This window comes from Streptomyces atroolivaceus (assembly GCF_000717025.1).
Lineage (GTDB): Bacteria > Actinomycetota > Actinomycetes > Streptomycetales > Streptomycetaceae > Streptomyces > Streptomyces atroolivaceus.
In genome coordinates this window covers 280,631-298,404 of sequence record NZ_JNXG01000005.1, presented here as the reverse complement: position 1 = coordinate 298,404, position 17,774 = coordinate 280,631, and the positions used below count along the sequence as shown (strand labels likewise).

Below are 17,774 nucleotides of genomic sequence, written 5' to 3'. Positions count from 1 at the left end.
GGCCGGGGCGGACGTCGTCCGCCCGTCCTCCACGCTCACCGTCCCGGCCACCCGGTCGAGGTGCGCCCGGTCATGGGTCACCGTGACCGGGCCGTCGAGCGCTCCGGGGTCGGTCAGACCGGCCAGCAGATCGAGGGCCGCGTGGACTCACGCACGTCGGCGGCGGCCGGGGCGACCGCGCGCCGCCTGATCCGCCGTTGACCGGACCGTCGCTTCCGCTCCCCCGGGCGGCGCCCCCTGCCCCACACGTCCGGCCTCACCCGCGCGGCGGCTCCCCGAACAGGTCGACCGCCATCCGCACCTCCCGCAGCCCGGGCGCCAGCGCGCTGACCGAGCCGATCGCCCCCGCGACCAGCAACAGCGAACGGCGCAGCCGGGGGATCTCGGGCCTGCCGCTGACGGCCATGCTGTCGAGCGCGGCCAGCTCGTCCTCGGCGATGCCCCGGTCCGGAAACTCGGCGGGGTGTCCCGCCAGTTCACGGCGGAGCCGGGAGACCGCCGTACGCAGCTCCGTCACCCTCGGGTCCTCGCCGCTCCCGGTCAACCGCTCCTGCCCCACGCTTCGCAACAAAGCACTCCCCCTCGCACGTCGTCGTGCCCGTGTGTCGGCCTGTCCCCGGCGGGCGGTCAAGTGCCTGGGGACATCGTCAAGTTAACGCCACAAAAGGTCGCGTGCGCCACCGTGCGGACGAGGAATGAGGGTACTCCTGAGGGGTGACGCCCTTTCCGCCGGTACGCACGACGCAGTGGTATCCAGGGGGCATGTCTCACACACAACGGATCCCCGTGGTCGCCGGGGTACTGCTCGCTGCCGGCGGCGGCCGGCGCCTCGGTGGCAGGCCCAAGGCACTCCTGGAACACCGCGGCCGCCCCCTGGTCGAGCACGCGGTGCGGGCGCTGCGCAACGGCGGGTGCGGACCTGTCCACGTCGTCCTGGGCGCGGCGGCACAAGAGGTGCGGGCCCTGGCAGACCTCTCCGCGTGCACGGTGACCGAGAACCCGTCGTGGGAGGAGGGGATGGGCTCCTCGCTCCGGGCGGGGCTGGGCGCCCTCGCCGGTTCGGACGCGGACGCGGCTCTCGTGTTCCTGGTCGATCAGCCGGGCATCGGGGCCGAGGCGGTGGCCCGCGTCCGCTCGGCGTACCGCTCCCGGACGACCCTGGCGGCCGCCGCGTACGACGGGGAGCGAGGCCATCCCGTGCTGTTCGGGGCCGACCGGTGGACGGACGTCTTCTCGTCGGTTGCGGTCGGCGACCAGGGGGCACGCGCGTACCTGCGGGCGCACCGCGGTGCGATCACGCTCGTCGAGTGTTCCGATGTGGCTCAGGCGTACGACATCGACACGGCGGAGGACCTGACGCACCTGGAGTGAACGGACCGTGTCGGACCTGGCACGCCGAGCCACCATGCACGGCGCGTCTGTCGACCCGGAGAATCTCGACATCAACAAACCATTGAACTTCCACCATGAGGAAACTAATATCCACTGATCAGAAGCCCATGGTTCCGCTTCCGGTCCCCGGCGGTACCCATGGCCGTATCTCGGAGCCCTGGCACCCCGTGCCGCCCTGGGCGACCCGGCGGCCGTGGGATGCCGCCGCACCACCCGCTGAAGGAGTGACAGCTCATGTCCGCACCAGCGCCGTCCCCGCTGGCCATCGTCGATGCCGAGCCCCTGCCGAGGCAGGACGAGGTCCTGACCGATGCGGCCCTCGCGTTCGTGGCCGAGCTGCACCGGCGGTTCACGCCCCGGCGTGACGAGCTGCTCGCCCGCCGGGGCGAGCGCCGCACCGAGATCGCCCGCACGTCCACGCTGGACTTCCTGCCCGAGACGGAAGCGGTGCGCGCGGACGACACGTGGAAGGTCGCCCCGGCTCCGGCCGCACTGGACGACCGCCGGGTGGAGATCACCGGCCCGACCGACCGCAAGATGACCATCAACGCCCTGAACTCGGGCGCCAAGGTCTGGCTCGCCGACTTCGAGGACGCGTCCGCCCCCACGTGGGAGAACGTGATCACCGGCCAGCTCAACCTGATCGACGCCTACACCCGGAACATCGACTTCACCGACCCGAAGTCGGGCAAGTCGTACGCACTCAAGCCCGCCGAGGAGCTCGCCACGGTCGTCACGCGCCCGCGCGGCTGGCACCTGAACGAGCGCCACCTCCAGCTCGACGGCACCCCGGTGCCCGGCGCGCTGGTCGACTTCGGCCTCTACTTCTTCCACAACGCGCAGCGCCTGATCGACCTCGGCAAGGGCCCGTACTTCTACCTGCCGAAGACGGAGTCGCACCTGGAGGCCCGCCTCTGGAACGACATCTTCGTCTTCGCCCAGGACTACGTCGGCATCCCGCAGGGAACGGTCCGCGCCACGGTCCTGATCGAGACGATCACCGCGGCGTACGAGATGGAGGAGATCCTCTACGAGCTCCGCGACCACGCCTCCGGGCTGAACGCGGGCCGCTGGGACTACCTCTTCTCCATCGTCAAGAACTTCCGTGACGGCGGCTCGAAGTTCGTCCTGCCGGACCGCAACCTGGTCACGATGACCGCCCCGTTCATGCGGGCGTACACCGAACTCCTGGTCCGCACCTGCCACAAGCGCGGCGCGCACGCCATCGGCGGTATGGCGGCCTTCATCCCCTCGCGGCGCGACGCCGAGGTCAACAAGGTCGCCTTCGAGAAGGTCAAGGCCGACAAGGACCGTGAGGCCGGCGACGGCTTCGACGGCTCCTGGGTGGCCCACCCGGACCTGGTCCCGATCGCGATGGCCTCCTTCGACGCCGTCCTCGGTGACAGGCCGAACCAGAAGGACCGCCTCCGCGAGGACGTCTCGGTGGCGGCGGGTGACCTGATCGCCATCGACACGCTGGACGCGAAGCCTTCGTACGACGGCCTGCGCAACGCGGTCGCGGTCGGCATCCGCTACATCGAGGCGTGGCTGCGGGGCATGGGCGCGGTCGCCATCTTCAACCTGATGGAGGACGCGGCCACCGCCGAGATCTCGCGCTCGCAGATCTGGCAGTGGATCAACGCGGACGTCGTGTTCGAGAACGGCGAGCACGCCACGGCGGACCTGGCGCGCAAGGTCGCCGCCGAGGAACTGGCCGCGATCCGGGCGGAGATCGGTGACGATGCCTTCGAGTCCGGCAAGTGGCAGCAGGCCCACGACCTGCTGCTCCAGGTCTCGCTCGACCAGGACTACGCGGACTTCCTGACGCTGCCGGCGTACGAGCAGCTGGGCTGACACCTCTCGCGCGGTCGACCGCCCCCCGGTGCCGTCGGCACCGGGGGGCTGCGTATGCCGCGATGCGATCGGCTTCAGGAAGGCGTCAGGCCGACAGATCTGACCCGCTCCTCCAGGACTGCCTGAGCACCCTCGAGGTCGGCGAACCTGGCCGCCGGCGTACCACTTCTGACGTGTGGCGGCGGCCGCGGCTCGTCCGCCCGTCCCACCATCCGCCGGTCGGCGAACCGTGAGCGTACCTGCGTACCGTCTCCGTTGATACCCTGAAGTTCGCTGACACACGCGGGTTTGATGCGCCTTCCGCGCAGGCCGCAACGGTCCGGTCCCGCTCCGCCACACGAGCTGGGACGCGAGACGTTGGTCTCGCTCGAACAAGAGAGTGGGAGGGACCGTGGCCCTTGGTGGGGGGACGTGGCAGCGACTGACCGCCGTGGTGCTCGTCATGGCGGTGGCGGCCGGGTGTACGGGGCAGGGCGAAGGCGCGGGCGGCGGAAACGACGAAGACCTGCTGCGGAACCACGACTGGACGCAGATGCCGGGCACCACCGCGCGGAACGACATCCTGCGGGTCAGCGCATCGGATCGGCACATCGTGGAGCAGGACTCCTCCGGCGGCCAGCCCAACCCCCCGCTGAACCTGGCCGGCCCGCATCTCAGGTCCGATGGCGACTTCACCGTCACCGCGCGCATGTCCGGTGTGGGTGACGATGACGGCGACTCATGGCTGCGGCTGTACGGACGGGTACCGGTCATCTACGACGAGTGGCGGCAGGAGCGGCCCTCACTCCGCGTCGGTGTGACCGCCGACGGACAAGTGAAGGTACAGATATGGGACGGCGAGGGCGATGAGCCGGCCACCTCCGAGGATTTCGACTGCGGCTGCTCCGGGACGGTGACGCTCGCCGTCTCGAGCATCGGTGACACATTCCGCGTGAAGGCCGACGGGCGGCGGCTGGGAACCGTGCAGGACCCGGGGGTGTTCGCCGAGGGCACTGTCTGGTTCGGTCTGGAGGCTGACGCGGGCGAAGACGAGCGCCGCGAGGGATGGCGTCTGACGCAGCTGATCGCGCGGGCAGAGAGCGGTGACTCGCTCCGCGTGATCAAGGCGCCGCAGCTACGCCAGGAGCAGTCCGACGACTCGCTGCGTGCGCGGGCCGCAGACGTGGGGCGGCCGTTCGACGTCGGCACCGCCCTGGCCGAGAACCCGCTACTCACCGACTCACGCTACCGGGCGCTCGCGGGGAGCCAGTTCTCCATGCTCACTCCGGAGAACGCGTTCAAGCCACAGTTCCTCCACCCACGCCGGGGCGTCCACGACTTCCGCGACGCGGACCTACTCGTACGCTTCGCCCGCGCAAACGACATGAAGGTGCACGCGCACACCCTCGTCTGGCACGAGGCTCTGCCCAACTGGATGCGGGAGAACGACGACCCCGAGGAGGTGCGCCGGACCATGCTCCGGCACATCGCCATGGTCGCCGGGCACTTCAAGGGAGAAGTCGCGGAATGGGATGTGGTCAACGAGCCCATGTCCGACGACGGGAAGAGCTACACCAACGGGGATCTCGGTCTGCGCTCCGAGCAGAGCCCGTGGTTCGAGGCCATGGGCGAGGAGTACATCGACGAGGCCTTCAGGGCCGCCCACCGGGCCGATCCGAAGGCACGGTTGTTCCTCAACGAGTACGGGGTCGAGGAGGAAGGCGAGCGGTGGGACGCCCTTTACGATCTGGTCAAGCGGCTCAAGGAACGCGGCGTACCGATCGACGGCGTGGGTTTCCAGAACCATGAGTACGCAGCCGGCGACCGCACCGACCCGGAGACCTTCCGCAGCCATGTGCGGGATCTGGCGGAGCTCGGGGTCCAGGCGCGGGTGTCGGAGATGGACGTCCCCATAGGTGAGGACGAGGAGGACGGGCGGCAGACCCAGGCTGATGAGATGGCGGGCAAGCTGCGGGTCTGCCTGGAGGAGCCGAACTGCACATCATTCTCCACATGGGGATTCACCGACCGGTACGGTTCCACCGCCGACACCAAGATCTATCCTCCGCGCACGGCCGATTCCCTGCCGTGGGACGCGGCCCTGCGGCCGAAGCTGGCGTACGAGCGTTTGCTCGAGGCCTTTGACGAGGCGTGAGGAATCACGGATCCGGCCGTGGCCACAGTCTGTCCAGTCGGCGCCGTGCAGTTCTTGCCGAGTCCGGCGACGAAGAGATGTCGCCGCGATTCACTCCGGCCAGCCTGCCGCACGCCCGACCACCTCGAGGTCAGCTCGGGGACTTCACTGGATTGACGCGGACATCGCCCCGTTCGACAGAACGCACTACTTCCAGGCCTCGGGCATCAAGTTACCGCGCCGGGGTGCGGCGCTTCCGGCATGCTGGGAGGTCGGCGCGGACCGCGCGGGCGAAGCACACAACAGTGCGCAGCAGCAGGACGTTCACAGCCGCCCCCAGCCCGCACGCGAGAGCGAGACTGCCCGCACCCCCGTCGCCCGCTCCCCCGCCGCCGTCGAACACGACGGCGAGCGGCATGAGAACGAAGACGTACAGGACGTTCAACCCGGGCTGGGACAGCCCGAACAACAACCCGTCCAGGGGAGAGGGGCCGTGGGCGCCGGCGAGGAGCCCGCCGACCGCCGTCGCGGCGACGTACGCGACGGCCCCGATCCGGGCGGCACGGCGACAGCGGGTACGTCTCATCGTTACGGTCCTCTCGGCATGGCATCTGCGGTGCGGTCAGCCGCCATTGCGGCGCGACCGGCCATGAAGACCATCATTGAACACGTTCATTTCTACTGACGCACCGGCCCTGCGGTGCCGCGATGCCCCATGGGCGGCGAAATCGGTGGCGCCCCACGAGGCGAACCCTTACCTTCCGCTGAGCACAGTGACGTGCGTGACTCGACCGAATGGAGCCAGTCGTGGAGACCGAGGGTGTACGGACCGACCGGCTGGGACTGCTGCTCGGCCAGTTCGACCAGGCCCGAGAGATGGCCCAGGTGCGACTGACGGGGCTCCGCGACGAGGAGTACCTGTGGGAGCCGGTGGCTGGTTGCTGGTCCGTACGGCGTCGGGGCGAGGCCGTGACGCCCCGGGCGTACGGGCCGGGCGAGTGGGTGCTCGACAAGGGCGCCCCGGACATCCCGGCGAACGAGTACGCCGAGATCGCACGGCAGGCCGCAGACGGCATGACGGTCGCCAAGATCGCCGAGGACTGGAGCGTGAGCACCGAGCGGGTCGAAGAGGTCCTCGCCCACACCGGTACGCCGGAGCCCGACGCGACGCCGGTCACCACCATCGCGTGGCGGCTGGGACACCTGCACTCCTGCTTCGCCGGCCAATGGGAGTGGACCTTCGGTGAGCGCCGTCAGGATCCGAATCTCCTGGTCGACTTCACCCCCTCCGCCGCCCTGGCGCTCGACCGTTTCTGGGCACTGATCGACCGCTGGCGCGACGGCGTCGCCGCCATCACGGACGAGCAGCTCGACACAGTCGGCTTCTCGCAGTACCCGTACGGCTCGGACCCCGGCGACCCGTTCGCCACCGTACTGGCGGGGGCCAACCTCGAATTCATCCACCACATGGCCGAGATCGCGTTGCTCCGCGACCTGCGGCGGGCGCGTCTCACCACGCCCGCCTGAAGCCTCGTCTCCGGAGAGGGCGCATCCGGACCGGCGTCGTCAACCGCCGTGCGCCGCGCGGGCGAAAGGGCCGTCCAGAGCCGCCCATTGCAGGAGCAGGACGGTCTTGCCATCGGCGATGCGTCCGTCACGGGTCATGGCGAGGGCCTCGGCGAACGGCAGTTCGATCACCTCGATGTCCTCACCCTCCTCCTCCAGTCCGCCGCCGTCACCGGTCCGGTCGGCCGGGGTGTAGGGGGCCGCGAAGAAGTGGAGGCATTCGGTGACGGAACCGGGGCTCATGTACGCATCGAGCACGCGTGTGAGCGGGCCCAGGGTGACGCCGAGCTCCTCGGCGCTCTCACGCCGGACGGCGGCGGACGGGTCGTCCGCGTCGAGCAGCCCTGCCGCCGCTTCGATGAGCATGCCGTCGGGGTGGCCGTTGACGTAGGCCGGGTACCGGAACTGGCGGGTGAGCAGGACGAGGCCGCGTTCGACGTCGTAAGGCAGGACCACGGCGCCGTTGCCGCGGTCGTAGGTCTCACGCTGCTGGGTGTCCCAGCGCCCGTCGCGCCGGCGGTAGTCCAAGGTGGTGCGCCTCAGGACGTGCCAGCCCTGGGAGGTGAGCTCGACGTCGCGGATCACGACATCGGGGTTGCGGTCCAGGCCGCGTCCGGCCTGGTCGAGGCCGGTACGGCCGCGATGGTCGGGGGTGTCGATGCCGGGGCGGCCTGTCACACGCTCTCCTGCGGGGTGAGGCGGGGGATCTCGGCTGTGTCGTAGTAGACGGGCAGGCCGCGACCGCGGGCGGTGGCGACGTCCTGGTCGGCTCCGGCCGAATCGCCGGGAAGGCGCAGTACGGCGTCGCAATGCGCGAGGAGACGGTCCGCGGTCGGGTAGAGCACCTGGTCGGCGAGGGGTTCGGTGGGGCCCGCGCCGGCTGAGCGCAGGACGGGCAGGGCGATCCACTCACCGATCACGGGGAGGTGGCCGGCGGCGAAGACCGGCCAGACGGCGGCTTCGAGGCGGGCGAGGTTGGCGGCCATCGCCTGCGGGTCGCCGTCGGTGCCGGAGCGGTAAGGGCCGGCGATCAGGATGAGCTTGGGCTTGTCGTTCACGTGCGCTACCGTACATGCAAAAACGCGCAAGAACAGGAGATAATGTGCATGCTGGCTGCTGAACGGCGCGACCACCTGCTCGGTCTGCTCGCCCGCGAGGGCAAGATCGTCGCCAAGGACGTCGCCGCCGGACTGGGGATCTCCGAGGACAGCGTGCGGCGCGATCTGCGCGATCTCGCCGCCGAGGGACTGTGCCAGCGGGTGTACGGCGGCGCGCTGCCCGTTTCGCCGGCGGTGGCCGGCTATGCCGCCCGGCAGGCCGTGGCCCCGGACGGCAAACGGAAGGTCGCTTCGGTGGCCGCCGGGCTGGTGCGGCCGGGCGGTGCGCTCATTCTCGACGGCGGAACCACCGCCCTCGCGGTCGCCCGCGCGCTCCCGCAGGATCTCGCCTGCACGGTGATCACCCACAGCCCTACGGTCGCGGCGGCCCTGCTCGACCATCCGCAGGCGGAGCTCTTCCTGCTCGGGGGCCGCATCTTCAAGCACTCGGCCGTCGCCTGCGGTGCCGCAGCGGTCGAGGCCGCGCAGAACGTCTCCGCCGACCTCTGCCTGCTCGGCGTCACCGGGGTGCACCCCGAGGCGGGACTGACCACCGCCGACTCCGAGGAGGCGGCGATGAAGCGCGCGTTGTCGGAGCGGGCCGCGGACACCTACATCCTCGCCTCCTCCGAGAAGCTCGGCACGGCTTCGCGGTTCCGCGTACTGCCCTGGGAGAAGGTCAGCGGACTGATCACCGACGCCGCCCGCGACGACGCGGTCGTCGAGCAGATCAACGCGATCGGCGTGGAGGTCCTTACGGCGGGCTGACGACGGTCTGACGGCCAAGGGGGTGTCCGCCGGACATCCTCGTCCGTGCCGTCGCCGACACCCGCAGAACGGCATGGCTGGCCCACCGGCTCCCTGGACAGCCTGATGATCCGTACGAACGGTCTTCGGGCACGCCCTCTTCGTCAGCTGCCCGGCGGTGTTCCACGAGCGCGAGGTGCATGCCGGGTCGGCTGGGTCCACCACCCTCCCGCAGCGGCGTCCGCCGACGCGCCCTCGCGTCCTCGCGTACGGACAAGGGCCTTGCCCCTGCCCGAGTGGGCGGGCCCTGTCCGCTCGTGGGCACCGGGCCACGAAAGATGAGTGCGCCTACTCAGGCTCGGGGTCTCCCCACCGCCGACGATGGGGATCAGCATCCTCGAGCTCAGGAGACCGGACATGCTCAGCCGTTTCGCCGACGTCCTGGTGCCCGCCGTCGGCCGCCTCACGGTCACGGCCGACGCGGGCGTCGAACTCGCCCCCGGCAGCGTCGTCGTCGCGAACCACACCTCCCTCGCGGACCCCGCCATCGTGCTCGCCGCCCTGCACCGCCTGGGAGTTCACCCGGTCGTCATGGCGGCCGCCGGGCTGTGGCGCGTCCCGGTGCTCGGCCGCGCGCTCACCCGCGAAGGGCACATCCCCGTCCACCGGGGCGACCGGCGTGCGGCGGACTCCCTGGACCGGGCCGCCGAAGCGCTCGAGTGCGGACGCCTGGTCCTCATATACGCCGAGGGCGGCATTGCGTACCGGCCGGACGCCGCAGAAGCAGCACCCGGGGCCTTTCGCAGCGGCTTGTCCCGGCTCGTCCGGCGAACCGGGGCTCCGGTGGTGCCCGTCGGGCAGGCCGGCGCCCGTCGGGTCACCTCGGGAAGCGTGACCAAGCAGCTCGCGGGCCTGGCCACAGCACCGCTGCGCCGCCCTGGACTTCACGTGCACGTGGGAGAACCACTCCGGCCGACAGCAGACGGTGCCGAACTGACCGAGCAGGCCCGCACAGCGGTGACGGCCGCCTGGCGTACGGCCGCCGCACAGCTCGGAGAACCCGCCGCACTCGCCGCCTGAGGAGCGTTCCGCCTGGCAGGGGCAGAGCCGCGGCACAGCGGGAGCCCCGCCGCGCCGGCTCGCGACCGCCCTCTTCGGGTCCTCGCCCCGGCGGATCCCCGATGGGTCGCGACGGTACGCGTCCGAGCCCCGTGCGGTGCACCGTCCCCGGGCCGTGCGGTCCGGGAACAGCGCACCGTCGTACGGCCTCCGGCTCAGCCTCCGGACGGGATGTCCACGTAGTCCTTGAAGAGCAGGGACACGGTGTGGCGGTCGGAGGGCCAGTTCGCCACCGCGATGGTTTCTTCCACCCCTCCGGTCCCGCGCATCGTCTGCGTGACGGGGATCGTCCCGCGGGCCGGATCGCCGGCCGGGAGGGAGAGGTCGGTTGCCGTCAGGAACGGGACACGGTCGAAGGGTGGTAGCGCCGCGTCGAGGTGGCTGACTCCGTCACATCCCTTGTCGAAGGCGAACAGACCGAGAATCTGCCGGAGTTGAGGAGAGACCGCAGGGTTGAGGACGTCGGTTCCGCCGATACGGAGCCGGTCGTCGTCCGCTGTGCCGGCCCGCCACTCGCGTGCGCGGACAATGGTGAGCGCCGTGTGCCCGGTGCAGGCGTCTATGGAGTCCGCCACGCCTCCCGGAGGGGAGACGAGCAGCCGCACGAAGCGGTCGCTGCGCTCGAACGGTTCGAAGTAGAAGTGGTTGGTTCGCTCTCCCGAGCGGACGAACGCCAGCTCGTAGTGGCCGCGTCCGCTCACCCCGAGCGGGCCGAAGGCACCGTCCGCGCCGACCCGGACGACGTGCTGCGGGAGCAGGCCGGCCCGGGCGCCGGTGCCGGGGTCCAGTCTCCATACCTCGAGGCGGCCCGCGAGCCCTCTGTTCTGCGGGAAGTGCACGGCTCGGCCGGCGATCTCCACGGAGAGGGACGCCTCGGGCAGCACCCGGGTGGTGAGCGGGGCCCTGCCGCGCAGGAACGCGTAGATGTGGGCGAAGCTCTCGGCGGACGTCGCGCTCTCCGTGTGTCCCGCCTGCGGCTCGTGGACGTTGAGCGCACCTCCGATCGCCCCGTTCGGCTGCAGGCTGCTCCAGATGGCGAGGGTGGGCACCCCGCCGGGCGGCGCGGTCGCCGTACGGCCGTCCAGGTTCACGTACTTGGCGACTTCCGCCGCACGCTCCGGCACGGCGAGGTACGCGTGCAGCACGCGCGTGCCACGTGAGTGGGCGAGGATGTCGACCTTCTCCGAACCCGTGCGTGCGCGGACGGAGTCGACCAGTTGCTCCAGCCCGGCGATCGCGTGGTCGTCGGTCGCGACGGAGGTGTCGTACTCGTGGACGTACAGCAGTTCGTCGCGGTAGCCGTTGCTGGAGAACCGCTTGGCCTGGGACTGCCACTGCTGGGCCGATCCCTCCTGACCGTGCACGAAGATCACGGGGTTGACGGTGGCGCGCGGAACGCTTGCCGCCGCCTGTGTCGGGGCGGTGAGCGCGGCGAGTGCTCCGACGAGCGCCAGGAACACAGCGAGCAGCGTGGTCCGGCCGGTCCGGCCCGGCTGGGAAGCGGTCATCGAGTCCTCCGAGTTGCCGTCGTCGGAGTCGGAAGCTACGGCCGGTTCCCGCGCCCCCACCAGACGCCGGACCGAGAGTGAGACAGCGGTCTCAGCTCGCGCCCGACGACGTTCAGAGGGTTTGCCGGAGCAGGGCCCGGGCAGTGCGCTCCGCGAGGGCGAAGTCCGGCCGACGGCTGCTCAGCAGCTCGGCGTACAGAGCCGATTCGACGACCCTGACATAGAGGTAGGCCAGATCGTCGATGCCGGAACCGGACCAGAGACGGTCTCGCTCCTCCGCTTCCAGCAGGATGCTCCGCTGGGCCAGGACGGCCCGCCGGTGTACGCATCCGCCGGTCAGCAGCCGCCGTGCCGTCTCGGGTTCAGCGCGCAGGAAGGCCTCGAAGGGGGCAGAGGCGCGCAGCGCGGTGACGAAGTAGCGGGTGATCTCCAGGACCCCGTCCACCCCGCCCCGGGTACGCCGGCGCCGGGCCCGGTCCAGGATGTGTTCCGCCAGGTCCCACAGCACGTCGGCCATGAGCGCGTCCCGGCTGCCCACCACGCGGTAGAGCGTCGCCCGGCTCACCGCCAGGTCCTGGGCGAGCGCACCCATGTCCACCGTGCCGTGCCGGAGGAAGAAACGGCAGGCGCGGTGCACGACATGGCCTCTGGTCACCACACGGCGGGACGCCCGCGCACCTGGCATGCCGACTGCCTCCTCCGCCGCCCCCGGCACCGCCACCGGGCCCGGTACCTTAGCGCGCGGGAGCCGTCGAGGACGAGCGGTCGCCCGTCAGCCGGGGAGGACCACCGTGCGCTGGGCCGAGAAGTCGCCCCACTTCCCGTCGGGGAGCTTGGGCCGGATCTTCAGCGAGTAGCGGGTGCCGGGCGGGTCGGTCAGGGTGAGCCGGTAGATCGCACGGCCCGCGGGCGGTGTGCCGCCCCAGACGATCGTGGTGGTCAGCTTTCCGTTCAGGAAGAGCTGGTACGCGGGGATGGTGCCGCCGGTGTCCGGCTGGTCCCAGGAGAGGTCGACCAGAAATTCCTCGCCCTGCGCCGTCGTCTTCGTCCGCAGCCCGGTCGGCGCCGTGCTCGCGGGATCGCCCGGCGCGGACGGTGTGGTGAGGTCGACGGCGTTGCTGTCCGGTGAGGAGCGGTCGGCGGCGTCGCGGGCGCGGACGGTGAAGGTGTAGACGGTGCCGGGCCGCAGCCCGGTGAGCCGGGCCGTGGTCCGCGTGCCGGAGACGCTGTGGATCCGGGAGTCCTCCTGGTAGATGTCGTACGAGGTCACCCCGACGTCATCCGTGGATCCGCCCCAGGACAGCGTGACCGTCCGGCCGCTGTCCGCCTCGCCCCGCAGCTCCGACGGTCCGGTCGGCGCTTTCACGTCGGTGGGTGCGGTGGCGGGCGTGGTGACGGGGGTCGCGGCGCTCGGGGCGGAGAGGTTCCCCGCTGCGTCGCGGGCCCTCACGGTGAAGGTGTGGACCGTGGAAGCGGTCAGGCCCTCGATGTCGGTCATCAGCTTCGCCGCGTCCACCGAGGCGGCCTTCTTCCCCTCGCGGTACACGTCGTAGCCGACGACGCCCTCGTCGTCGGAGGCCCGCTCCCACATGACGTGTACGGAGGTGGCGCTGCCCGCCTGTGCCGTCACCCCCTCGGGGGCCGTCGGGTTCTCGGTGTCCGCTTCGGCGGGTCCGCCGCAGGCGGTGAGCGCGGCGAGGAGCAGCGCGGCGGAACAGGCCGACGCGGCGCGTGCGTGGGGGCGGTGCACGGTGATGCCTTCCCTCCGACAGCAATGGTCCAGACCTATATGCCATGCGGATGGGGCTGCCGACAAGAGGGCGGATCGGAACGTTCCGCAATGTCCGCGATGAGTTCCGGGCCCGGAAGCGGTCTGAAAGAGTATGGAAACGCACAACGAAACCGCACCCGGAATCGATCTCGAACCCGCGGCGCGGCAGATCCGTGAACTCATCGCCTCCATCGACGACCGGCAGCTGACCGGCCCGACGCCCTGTCCCGACTACTCGGTACGGGAGTTGCTCGGGCACCTGCTGGGGCTGACCGCCGCCTTCCGCGACGCCGCGCACAAGAAGTCCGGCCCGACGACCGGGACCTCCCCGACGTCCGCCCTGCCGGTGCTGCCCGCCGACTGGCGGTCGGCGATGCCGCCCCTGCTGGACGAGTTGGTCGCCGCCTGGCGGTCGCCGGCCGCGCTGGAGGGGATGACTCAGGCGGGCGGGGTGGAGCTGCCCGGCCAGGTCGCCGGAATGGTCGTCCGGAACGAGCTCGTCGTGCACGGCTGGGACCTGGCCAGGTCGACGGGCCAGGAGTTCCGGGCGGACGAGCCGAGTCTGCGCGCGTCGGAGGCGATGCTGGCGCCCCAGGGCGACGACAGGTCCGGCCCCGACGCGATCTTCGGCCCACCGGTGCCCGTCCCGGCCGACGCCTCACTCGCCGACCGGGTGATCGCGCTGAGCGGGCGCCGGCCCGACTGGCAGCCGGGCGACTGACTGCCACGGTCGGCGAAGGACCGGGGCGGTGCGGCCACCCGAGCCGCGCCGGCACGGAGTCGGCCCGTGGGAGCGGGGCCCGGATCAGCCGGCTCTCAGGCATCCGGCTCACGGAGCGCCCGCAGCACCTCCCGCGCCCGCGTCTGGAACCGTTCGTCGGCGGGTGCCGTAGCCGTGTCCGCGCTGGAGGAGGTCACCCGCACATCCCGCTCGGCCAGCCCCGTCAGCCGACGGCGGTGTCCGCCGGTCATCGCGGTGGGACCGAGCTCCTGGAGCGCGTCCAGCGCCGTGAACGGGTCCGCGTCCTGCTCCACCGAGTCCAGCAGCATCCCCGCCACCGCAGCCGCGTCCAGCACCTCCGGGGCGACGGCACGCAGGGCGAGGACGGCGGCCGGGGTCTGGAGCGGATCCGGCAGCAGCCGCCGCAGGGCGTCGGTGAGCGGCCGGCCCTCACCGGCCAGGAGTCCGGCGACGCGCGCGGCCCTGGCCACCGTCCATCGCATCCAGCTCAGCCCGGTCTCATCCAGCGCCCCGCGCAGCAGGGGCACGGCTTCCTCCGCGCGGCCCCCGATCCGCCACAGCGCCTCCGCTACGGCGACGTCGGCGTCCAGGTCCGGGACGGTGCGGTCCGCGGCGGGGTCGCTCACCGCTGCCCGGAGCGCGGGCAGCAGTCCTGTCGCGTGCGTGCCCAGGCCGGCGGCGACCGACGCCGCCTCACGCGTCCGGTGCGCGCCGCCGTCCGCCAGTCCTTCCGCGAGCACGGTCAGCAAGGGCCCGGCATCGCCGGTGAGCTCGTACAGGGCCCTCGCCACACCGAGCCTCCCTTCCCGCTGTCCCGAACGCGCCTCCCGGCGCAGCGCCCCGCCCGCGACGGCCAGGTCGGCCGGGTCGCAGACCGCGGCGACCGCCCTCGCCATCTGCTGGGGGAACGTCCCGAGCGCACCCAGCACTTCGGGCAGGGCGCAGGACGCGCGGCTCCCCCAGGCCTCGAGCAGAGCCGCGTAGCGGAAGGGCTCCTGTCCGCTGAGCGCGCCCGGGTCGGCGAGCCTGGCACGCACCGCCGTGAGCAGGGCGGCGTCGCACGGGACACGGGGTGAGCCGAGCAGGCCTCCGCACGCCGCGTCGAGCGCCTGGGGCCTCCTCGCCAGGTCGCGGGCCAGGAGCGGTACGGCCCGCGCCGCGTCCACGTCGACCAGCGCGGCGAGTGCCCTGTCCGCCCGTTCGTCGTCCCGCGCGGCGAGTTCCGCCAGCACGGCGCCGGCGGGGGCCGCGTGTCCGCCGAGCAGCCGGAGCAGGGGCAGCACCTCGCCCGTGACCGACGGGTCCCGGCGGACCGCGTCGCACAGCGGATCCGCGAGCCGCCGCCGTGCGCTGCGGGAGACCTGCACGGCGGACTCCGCCGCCCAGACGGCTTCGGCGAGCACCCCCGGCCGTCCACCGCGCAGCGCGGCGCCCAGCAGTTCGTACGCGCCGTCGCGATCCGCCGGCGTGTCCCGGAGCAGCAGGGACGACACGACGTACTGGAGGGGCTCGTTGCGGTCGAGGTCCATGCGGCCGGCGACGAGGTCGTCGGCGGGCAGCAGCGCGAGCATGGCGTCGTGGTGCTCCCGGCCCCACTCCGCCCCCGCGTCCACGCAACCCAGCAGTGCGGCGATACGCACCTCGGCAGGCCTGTCGGGCCCGATGGCCCCCGCTGCCAGGGCGGCCGTGCCCGCCGGGTCCAGGTGGACCAGACCGCAGAGCAGGTCGGCCAGGACCTGCGGATCGCTCTCCACCGCGAAGCGCTCACGGAGCACCCCGTACGCCTCGGCCGTCGCGCCGGTCATGGCGGCGGCCCAGGCCGCCGCCTGCCGTACGCCGCTGTCCTCGGCCCCCACCGACGCCAGCAGCAGGGGCAGTTCGGCGGTCACGGCGCGGCGGGCGGCGGCCTCGTCGCTGTCGCCGTCGTCCGCTCCGTTCTCCGCTATGCCCCCGAGCAGTGCCAGCACGTCCGCCGTGCGGATCCCGGCACCGGCGATCCGCGCGAGGCAGGGCACGGCGTGGGCGGTGGCCTCGTACACCGAGCCCTGGTGCAGGATGCTGCCGTACAGGTCGGAGAGTGCTTCCGCCGCCGCCTCGTCGTCGTCACCCGCCAGCCTCCGCAGGCAGTCGGGCACATCGGCGGCGCTGCCGTAGGCGTGCGTGAGGCCGGCCCACGGGTGTGCGTCGACTTCGGCGAGGAAGCGGCTGAGATCCATGCGGTGGATCATGGCACTCGGCACTGACAGCGCCGAGTGCGCCGGCGGCTCCTCAGCTGGTGAAGAACTCCGTGATCTGCTGGGCCACCTGGTCGGCGTGCTTCTTGTGCACCTGGTGACCACCCCCCAGGGTGATCAGCCTGCAGTCGGGGATGAGTGAGGCCATGTCGGCCAGTCTGCCCTGCGGCATGCTGCTCTCCGGGCCTCCCGCGATCATCAGCGTCGGAGCCACGATCTGGCCCAGCTCCTCCTCCCAGTGCGGATCCGGCTCGGCGATCTGGGCCCGGACGGCCGCCAGGACGTTCTCGTCGTAGTCCACCGGGCCCGGCGGGATGCTGTCGTCGGCCGGCTGCCCCGGGAACGGCGGCGGGGTCTCGATCAGCACCAGCCGCTCCACCCGGTCCGCGTGCTCCTCGGCGAGCAGATAGGCGGCCACTCCGCCCATCGAGTGGCCGACGAGGCCCACCCGGTCGAGCTCGCAGGCGTCGAGGAACTCCAGGACGTCGTCCCGCATCTGCTCGAAGGCGTACTCGTCGGGCCAGTCGCTCTCGCCGTGCCCTCGCAGATCGATGGCGTACACCCGCCACTCCTCTCCGAGCAGGGCGCCCACCGCCTCCCAGCTCAGGGACGAGCCGCCGAGGCCGTGCAAGAGGACGACGGGCGAACCGAAGGGGTCGCCCCAGGTCCGGTAGGCCAGGCGTACATCGCCGACGTCCACAACAGACTGATCTTCCATATGCCGAACGCTACAGGCGCCGGGGTCCGGCCGGCTCCGGCCCCCTGGCCTGGCACGCTTGGCGCGTGAAGCACAGACGTCTCGCCCTCGCCGCCGTCGCGGCCCTCCTCCTGACCGGCTGCTCCGGGTCCGGTGCCGGCTCCTCCGAGAAGGGGCTCGACGATCCGGCGAAGAAGGACATCGCCATGCGGCTGGTGTCCAGCGCGGAGAACTCCTCCCTGGACTGGAAGGCGCAGTACGGCTACGTCGAGGACATCGGCGATGGCCGCGGCTACACCGCCGGCATCATCGGATTCTGCTCCGGCACCGGAGACCTCCTGAAGGTCGTGGAGCGCTACACGGCGGACCGCCCGGGCAACGCGCTCGCGGGCTTCCTGCCGGCGCTGCGCGCGGTGAACGGCAGCGACTCGCACGCGGGGCTGGGGGACGCGTTCACCGGGGCCTGGGCCGAGGCGGCCGCGGACCCGGTGTTCCGGTCGGCGCAGGACGACGAGCGCGACCGGGCGTACTTCGACCCGGCGGTCGGGCGTGCCGAGGCCGACGGACTCGGCGCGCTGGGGCAGTTCATCTACTACGACGCCTACGTGATGCACGGTTACGCCGACGCCGCGGGCACCGTGGGCTTCCGGACGATACGGGACCAGGCCGTCGCCGAGGCCGAGCCGCCGTCCGAGGGCGGTGACGAGGAGACCTATCTCGACGCGTTCCTGGACGCCCGGGTGGCCGCCCTCCGCAAGGAGCCCTCGCACAGCGACACCAGCCGGGTCGAGACCGCCCAGCGCGTCTTCGTGCGCGAGGGGAAGCTCCAGCTGGAGACCCCGCTGGTGTGGAAGGTCTACGGGGAGAGCTTCCGCATCGGCTGAGCTCCCGGACTCCGGACCGGACGTGCACGAGGGGTTACCACACACCGCGG

18 protein-coding genes are annotated in these 17,774 nt (G+C 71.8%); 9 read left to right on the top strand and 9 right to left on the bottom strand.

All coding sequences use genetic code 11. The features are described from left to right. Window positions 1-72: 72 nt before the first annotated feature. A complete protein-coding gene (locus tag OO67_RS40455; RefSeq protein ID WP_279626896.1) occupies window positions 73-201 on the top strand; it encodes a hypothetical protein in 129 nt (42 codons plus the stop codon). Window positions 202-256: 55 nt separating this feature from the next. Here the strand turns inward: OO67_RS40455 and OO67_RS14575 are convergent, their stop codons facing one another. Then, window positions 257-559, bottom strand: a complete 303-nt coding sequence (locus tag OO67_RS14575; RefSeq protein WP_208861017.1) for a DUF5955 family protein — start codon at window positions 557-559, stop codon at window positions 257-259. 203 nt (window positions 560-762) lie between these two features. On the opposite strand from OO67_RS14575, the gene OO67_RS14570 reads away from it, so the two are divergent. From OO67_RS14570 to OO67_RS14560, 3 genes are all read left to right on the top strand, one after another. Further along, the gene (locus OO67_RS14570) at window positions 763-1,371 is read left to right on the top strand and encodes a nucleotidyltransferase family protein (RefSeq protein ID WP_051709381.1); all 609 of its coding nucleotides are present in this window, start codon (window positions 763-765) and stop codon (window positions 1,369-1,371) included. Window positions 1,372-1,626: 255 nt separating this feature from the next. After that, entirely contained in the window at window positions 1,627-3,246 is a 1,620-nt protein-coding gene (gene aceB, locus OO67_RS14565; protein ID WP_033300372.1) for a malate synthase A, read from the top strand. 391 nt (window positions 3,247-3,637) lie between these two features. Continuing rightward, window positions 3,638-5,380 (top strand): endo-1,4-beta-xylanase, encoded by a 1,743-nt coding sequence (locus OO67_RS14560; protein WP_033300370.1) that lies wholly within the window; start codon window positions 3,638-3,640, stop codon window positions 5,378-5,380. Window positions 5,381-5,591: 211 nt separating this feature from the next. Here the strand turns inward: OO67_RS14560 and OO67_RS14555 are convergent, their stop codons facing one another. After that, window positions 5,592-5,945, bottom strand: a complete 354-nt coding sequence (locus OO67_RS14555) for a hypothetical protein (protein ID WP_033300368.1) — start codon at window positions 5,943-5,945, stop codon at window positions 5,592-5,594. 221 nt (window positions 5,946-6,166) lie between these two features. Between OO67_RS14555 and OO67_RS14550 the strand changes: the two genes are divergently transcribed. Further along, entirely contained in the window at window positions 6,167-6,886 is a 720-nt protein-coding gene (locus OO67_RS14550; RefSeq protein ID WP_033300367.1) for a DinB family protein, read from the top strand. A 39-nt stretch (window positions 6,887-6,925) separates the two neighbouring features. Here the strand turns inward: OO67_RS14550 and OO67_RS14545 are convergent, their stop codons facing one another. Next, window positions 6,926-7,603, bottom strand: coding sequence for an NUDIX domain-containing protein (locus OO67_RS14545; RefSeq protein WP_033300365.1), 678 nt, complete (start codon window positions 7,601-7,603; stop codon window positions 6,926-6,928). Continuing rightward, window positions 7,600-7,983, bottom strand: coding sequence for an NUDIX hydrolase (locus tag OO67_RS14540; RefSeq protein ID WP_033300364.1), 384 nt, complete (start codon window positions 7,981-7,983; stop codon window positions 7,600-7,602). The genes OO67_RS14545 and OO67_RS14540 overlap by 4 nt, the downstream gene beginning before the upstream one ends. A gap of 48 nt (window positions 7,984-8,031) precedes the next feature. On the opposite strand from OO67_RS14540, the gene OO67_RS14535 reads away from it, so the two are divergent. Beyond that, window positions 8,032-8,790 carry a DeoR/GlpR family DNA-binding transcription regulator gene (locus OO67_RS14535; protein ID WP_033300363.1) on the top strand — a complete coding sequence of 253 codons (759 nt, stop codon included), beginning with the start codon at window positions 8,032-8,034 and terminating at the stop codon, window positions 8,788-8,790. A gap of 396 nt (window positions 8,791-9,186) precedes the next feature. Next, on the top strand, window positions 9,187-9,849 hold the full coding sequence (locus OO67_RS14530; protein WP_033300361.1) for a lysophospholipid acyltransferase family protein: 663 nt from the start codon (window positions 9,187-9,189) through the stop codon (window positions 9,847-9,849). A gap of 194 nt (window positions 9,850-10,043) precedes the next feature. Here OO67_RS14530 and OO67_RS14525 read toward each other — a convergent pair whose 3' ends face one another. From OO67_RS14525 to OO67_RS14515, 3 genes are all read right to left on the bottom strand, one after another. Next, window positions 10,044-11,396 carry an alpha/beta hydrolase gene (locus OO67_RS14525; RefSeq protein ID WP_157841669.1) on the bottom strand — a complete coding sequence of 451 codons (1,353 nt, stop codon included), beginning with the start codon at window positions 11,394-11,396 and terminating at the stop codon, window positions 10,044-10,046. A 112-nt stretch (window positions 11,397-11,508) separates the two neighbouring features. Then, window positions 11,509-12,081 (bottom strand): QsdR family transcriptional regulator, encoded by a 573-nt coding sequence (locus tag OO67_RS14520; protein ID WP_051709378.1) that lies wholly within the window; start codon window positions 12,079-12,081, stop codon window positions 11,509-11,511. Window positions 12,082-12,168: 87 nt separating this feature from the next. Further along, on the bottom strand, window positions 12,169-13,146 hold the full coding sequence (locus OO67_RS14515) for a fibronectin type III domain-containing protein (RefSeq protein WP_033300360.1): 978 nt from the start codon (window positions 13,144-13,146) through the stop codon (window positions 12,169-12,171). Window positions 13,147-13,279: 133 nt separating this feature from the next. Here OO67_RS14515 and OO67_RS14510 point away from each other — a divergent pair, with 133 nt between their 5' ends. Further along, window positions 13,280-13,888, top strand: a complete 609-nt coding sequence (locus OO67_RS14510; RefSeq protein ID WP_033300358.1) for a TIGR03086 family metal-binding protein — start codon at window positions 13,280-13,282, stop codon at window positions 13,886-13,888. Between the two features lie 95 nt (window positions 13,889-13,983). Here the strand turns inward: OO67_RS14510 and OO67_RS14505 are convergent, their stop codons facing one another. Together OO67_RS14505 and OO67_RS14500 are read right to left on the bottom strand one after the other, a co-directional pair. Beyond that, entirely contained in the window at window positions 13,984-16,125 is a 2,142-nt protein-coding gene (locus OO67_RS14505) for a hypothetical protein (protein WP_244300176.1), read from the bottom strand. Window positions 16,126-16,177: 52 nt separating this feature from the next. Beyond that, entirely contained in the window at window positions 16,178-16,861 is a 684-nt protein-coding gene (locus OO67_RS14500; RefSeq protein WP_033300355.1) for an alpha/beta fold hydrolase, read from the bottom strand. Window positions 16,862-16,926: 65 nt separating this feature from the next. Between OO67_RS14500 and OO67_RS14495 the strand changes: the two genes are divergently transcribed. Further along, a complete protein-coding gene (locus tag OO67_RS14495; RefSeq protein ID WP_033300354.1) occupies window positions 16,927-17,724 on the top strand; it encodes a chitosanase in 798 nt (265 codons plus the stop codon). Window positions 17,725-17,774: the final 50 nt, after the last annotated feature.

What these genes read in the sequence shown, in the direction of transcription:
- OO67_RS40455 (WP_279626896.1), top strand. Translation starts at nt 73, where the DNA reads ATGGGTCACCGTGACCGGGCCGTCGAGCGCTCCGGGGTCGGTCAGACC.
- OO67_RS14570 (WP_051709381.1), top strand. Translation starts at nt 763, where the DNA reads ATGTCTCACACACAACGGATCCCCGTGGTCGCCGGGGTACTGCTCGCT.
- aceB (WP_033300372.1), top strand. Translation starts at nt 1,627, where the DNA reads ATGTCCGCACCAGCGCCGTCCCCGCTGGCCATCGTCGATGCCGAGCCC.
- OO67_RS14555 (WP_033300368.1), bottom strand. Translation starts at nt 5,945, where the DNA reads ATGAGACGTACCCGCTGTCGCCGTGCCGCCCGGATCGGGGCCGTCGCG.
- OO67_RS14535 (WP_033300363.1), top strand. Translation starts at nt 8,032, where the DNA reads ATGCTGGCTGCTGAACGGCGCGACCACCTGCTCGGTCTGCTCGCCCGC.
- OO67_RS14530 (WP_033300361.1), top strand. Translation starts at nt 9,187, where the DNA reads ATGCTCAGCCGTTTCGCCGACGTCCTGGTGCCCGCCGTCGGCCGCCTC.
- OO67_RS14525 (WP_157841669.1), bottom strand. Translation starts at nt 11,396, where the DNA reads ATGACCGCTTCCCAGCCGGGCCGGACCGGCCGGACCACGCTGCTCGCT.
- OO67_RS14520 (WP_051709378.1), bottom strand. Translation starts at nt 12,081, where the DNA reads ATGCCAGGTGCGCGGGCGTCCCGCCGTGTGGTGACCAGAGGCCATGTC.
- OO67_RS14510 (WP_033300358.1), top strand. Translation starts at nt 13,280, where the DNA reads ATGGAAACGCACAACGAAACCGCACCCGGAATCGATCTCGAACCCGCG.
- OO67_RS14505 (WP_244300176.1), bottom strand. Translation starts at nt 16,125, where the DNA reads ATGGATCTCAGCCGCTTCCTCGCCGAAGTCGACGCACACCCGTGGGCC.
- OO67_RS14500 (WP_033300355.1), bottom strand. Translation starts at nt 16,861, where the DNA reads ATGGAAGATCAGTCTGTTGTGGACGTCGGCGATGTACGCCTGGCCTAC.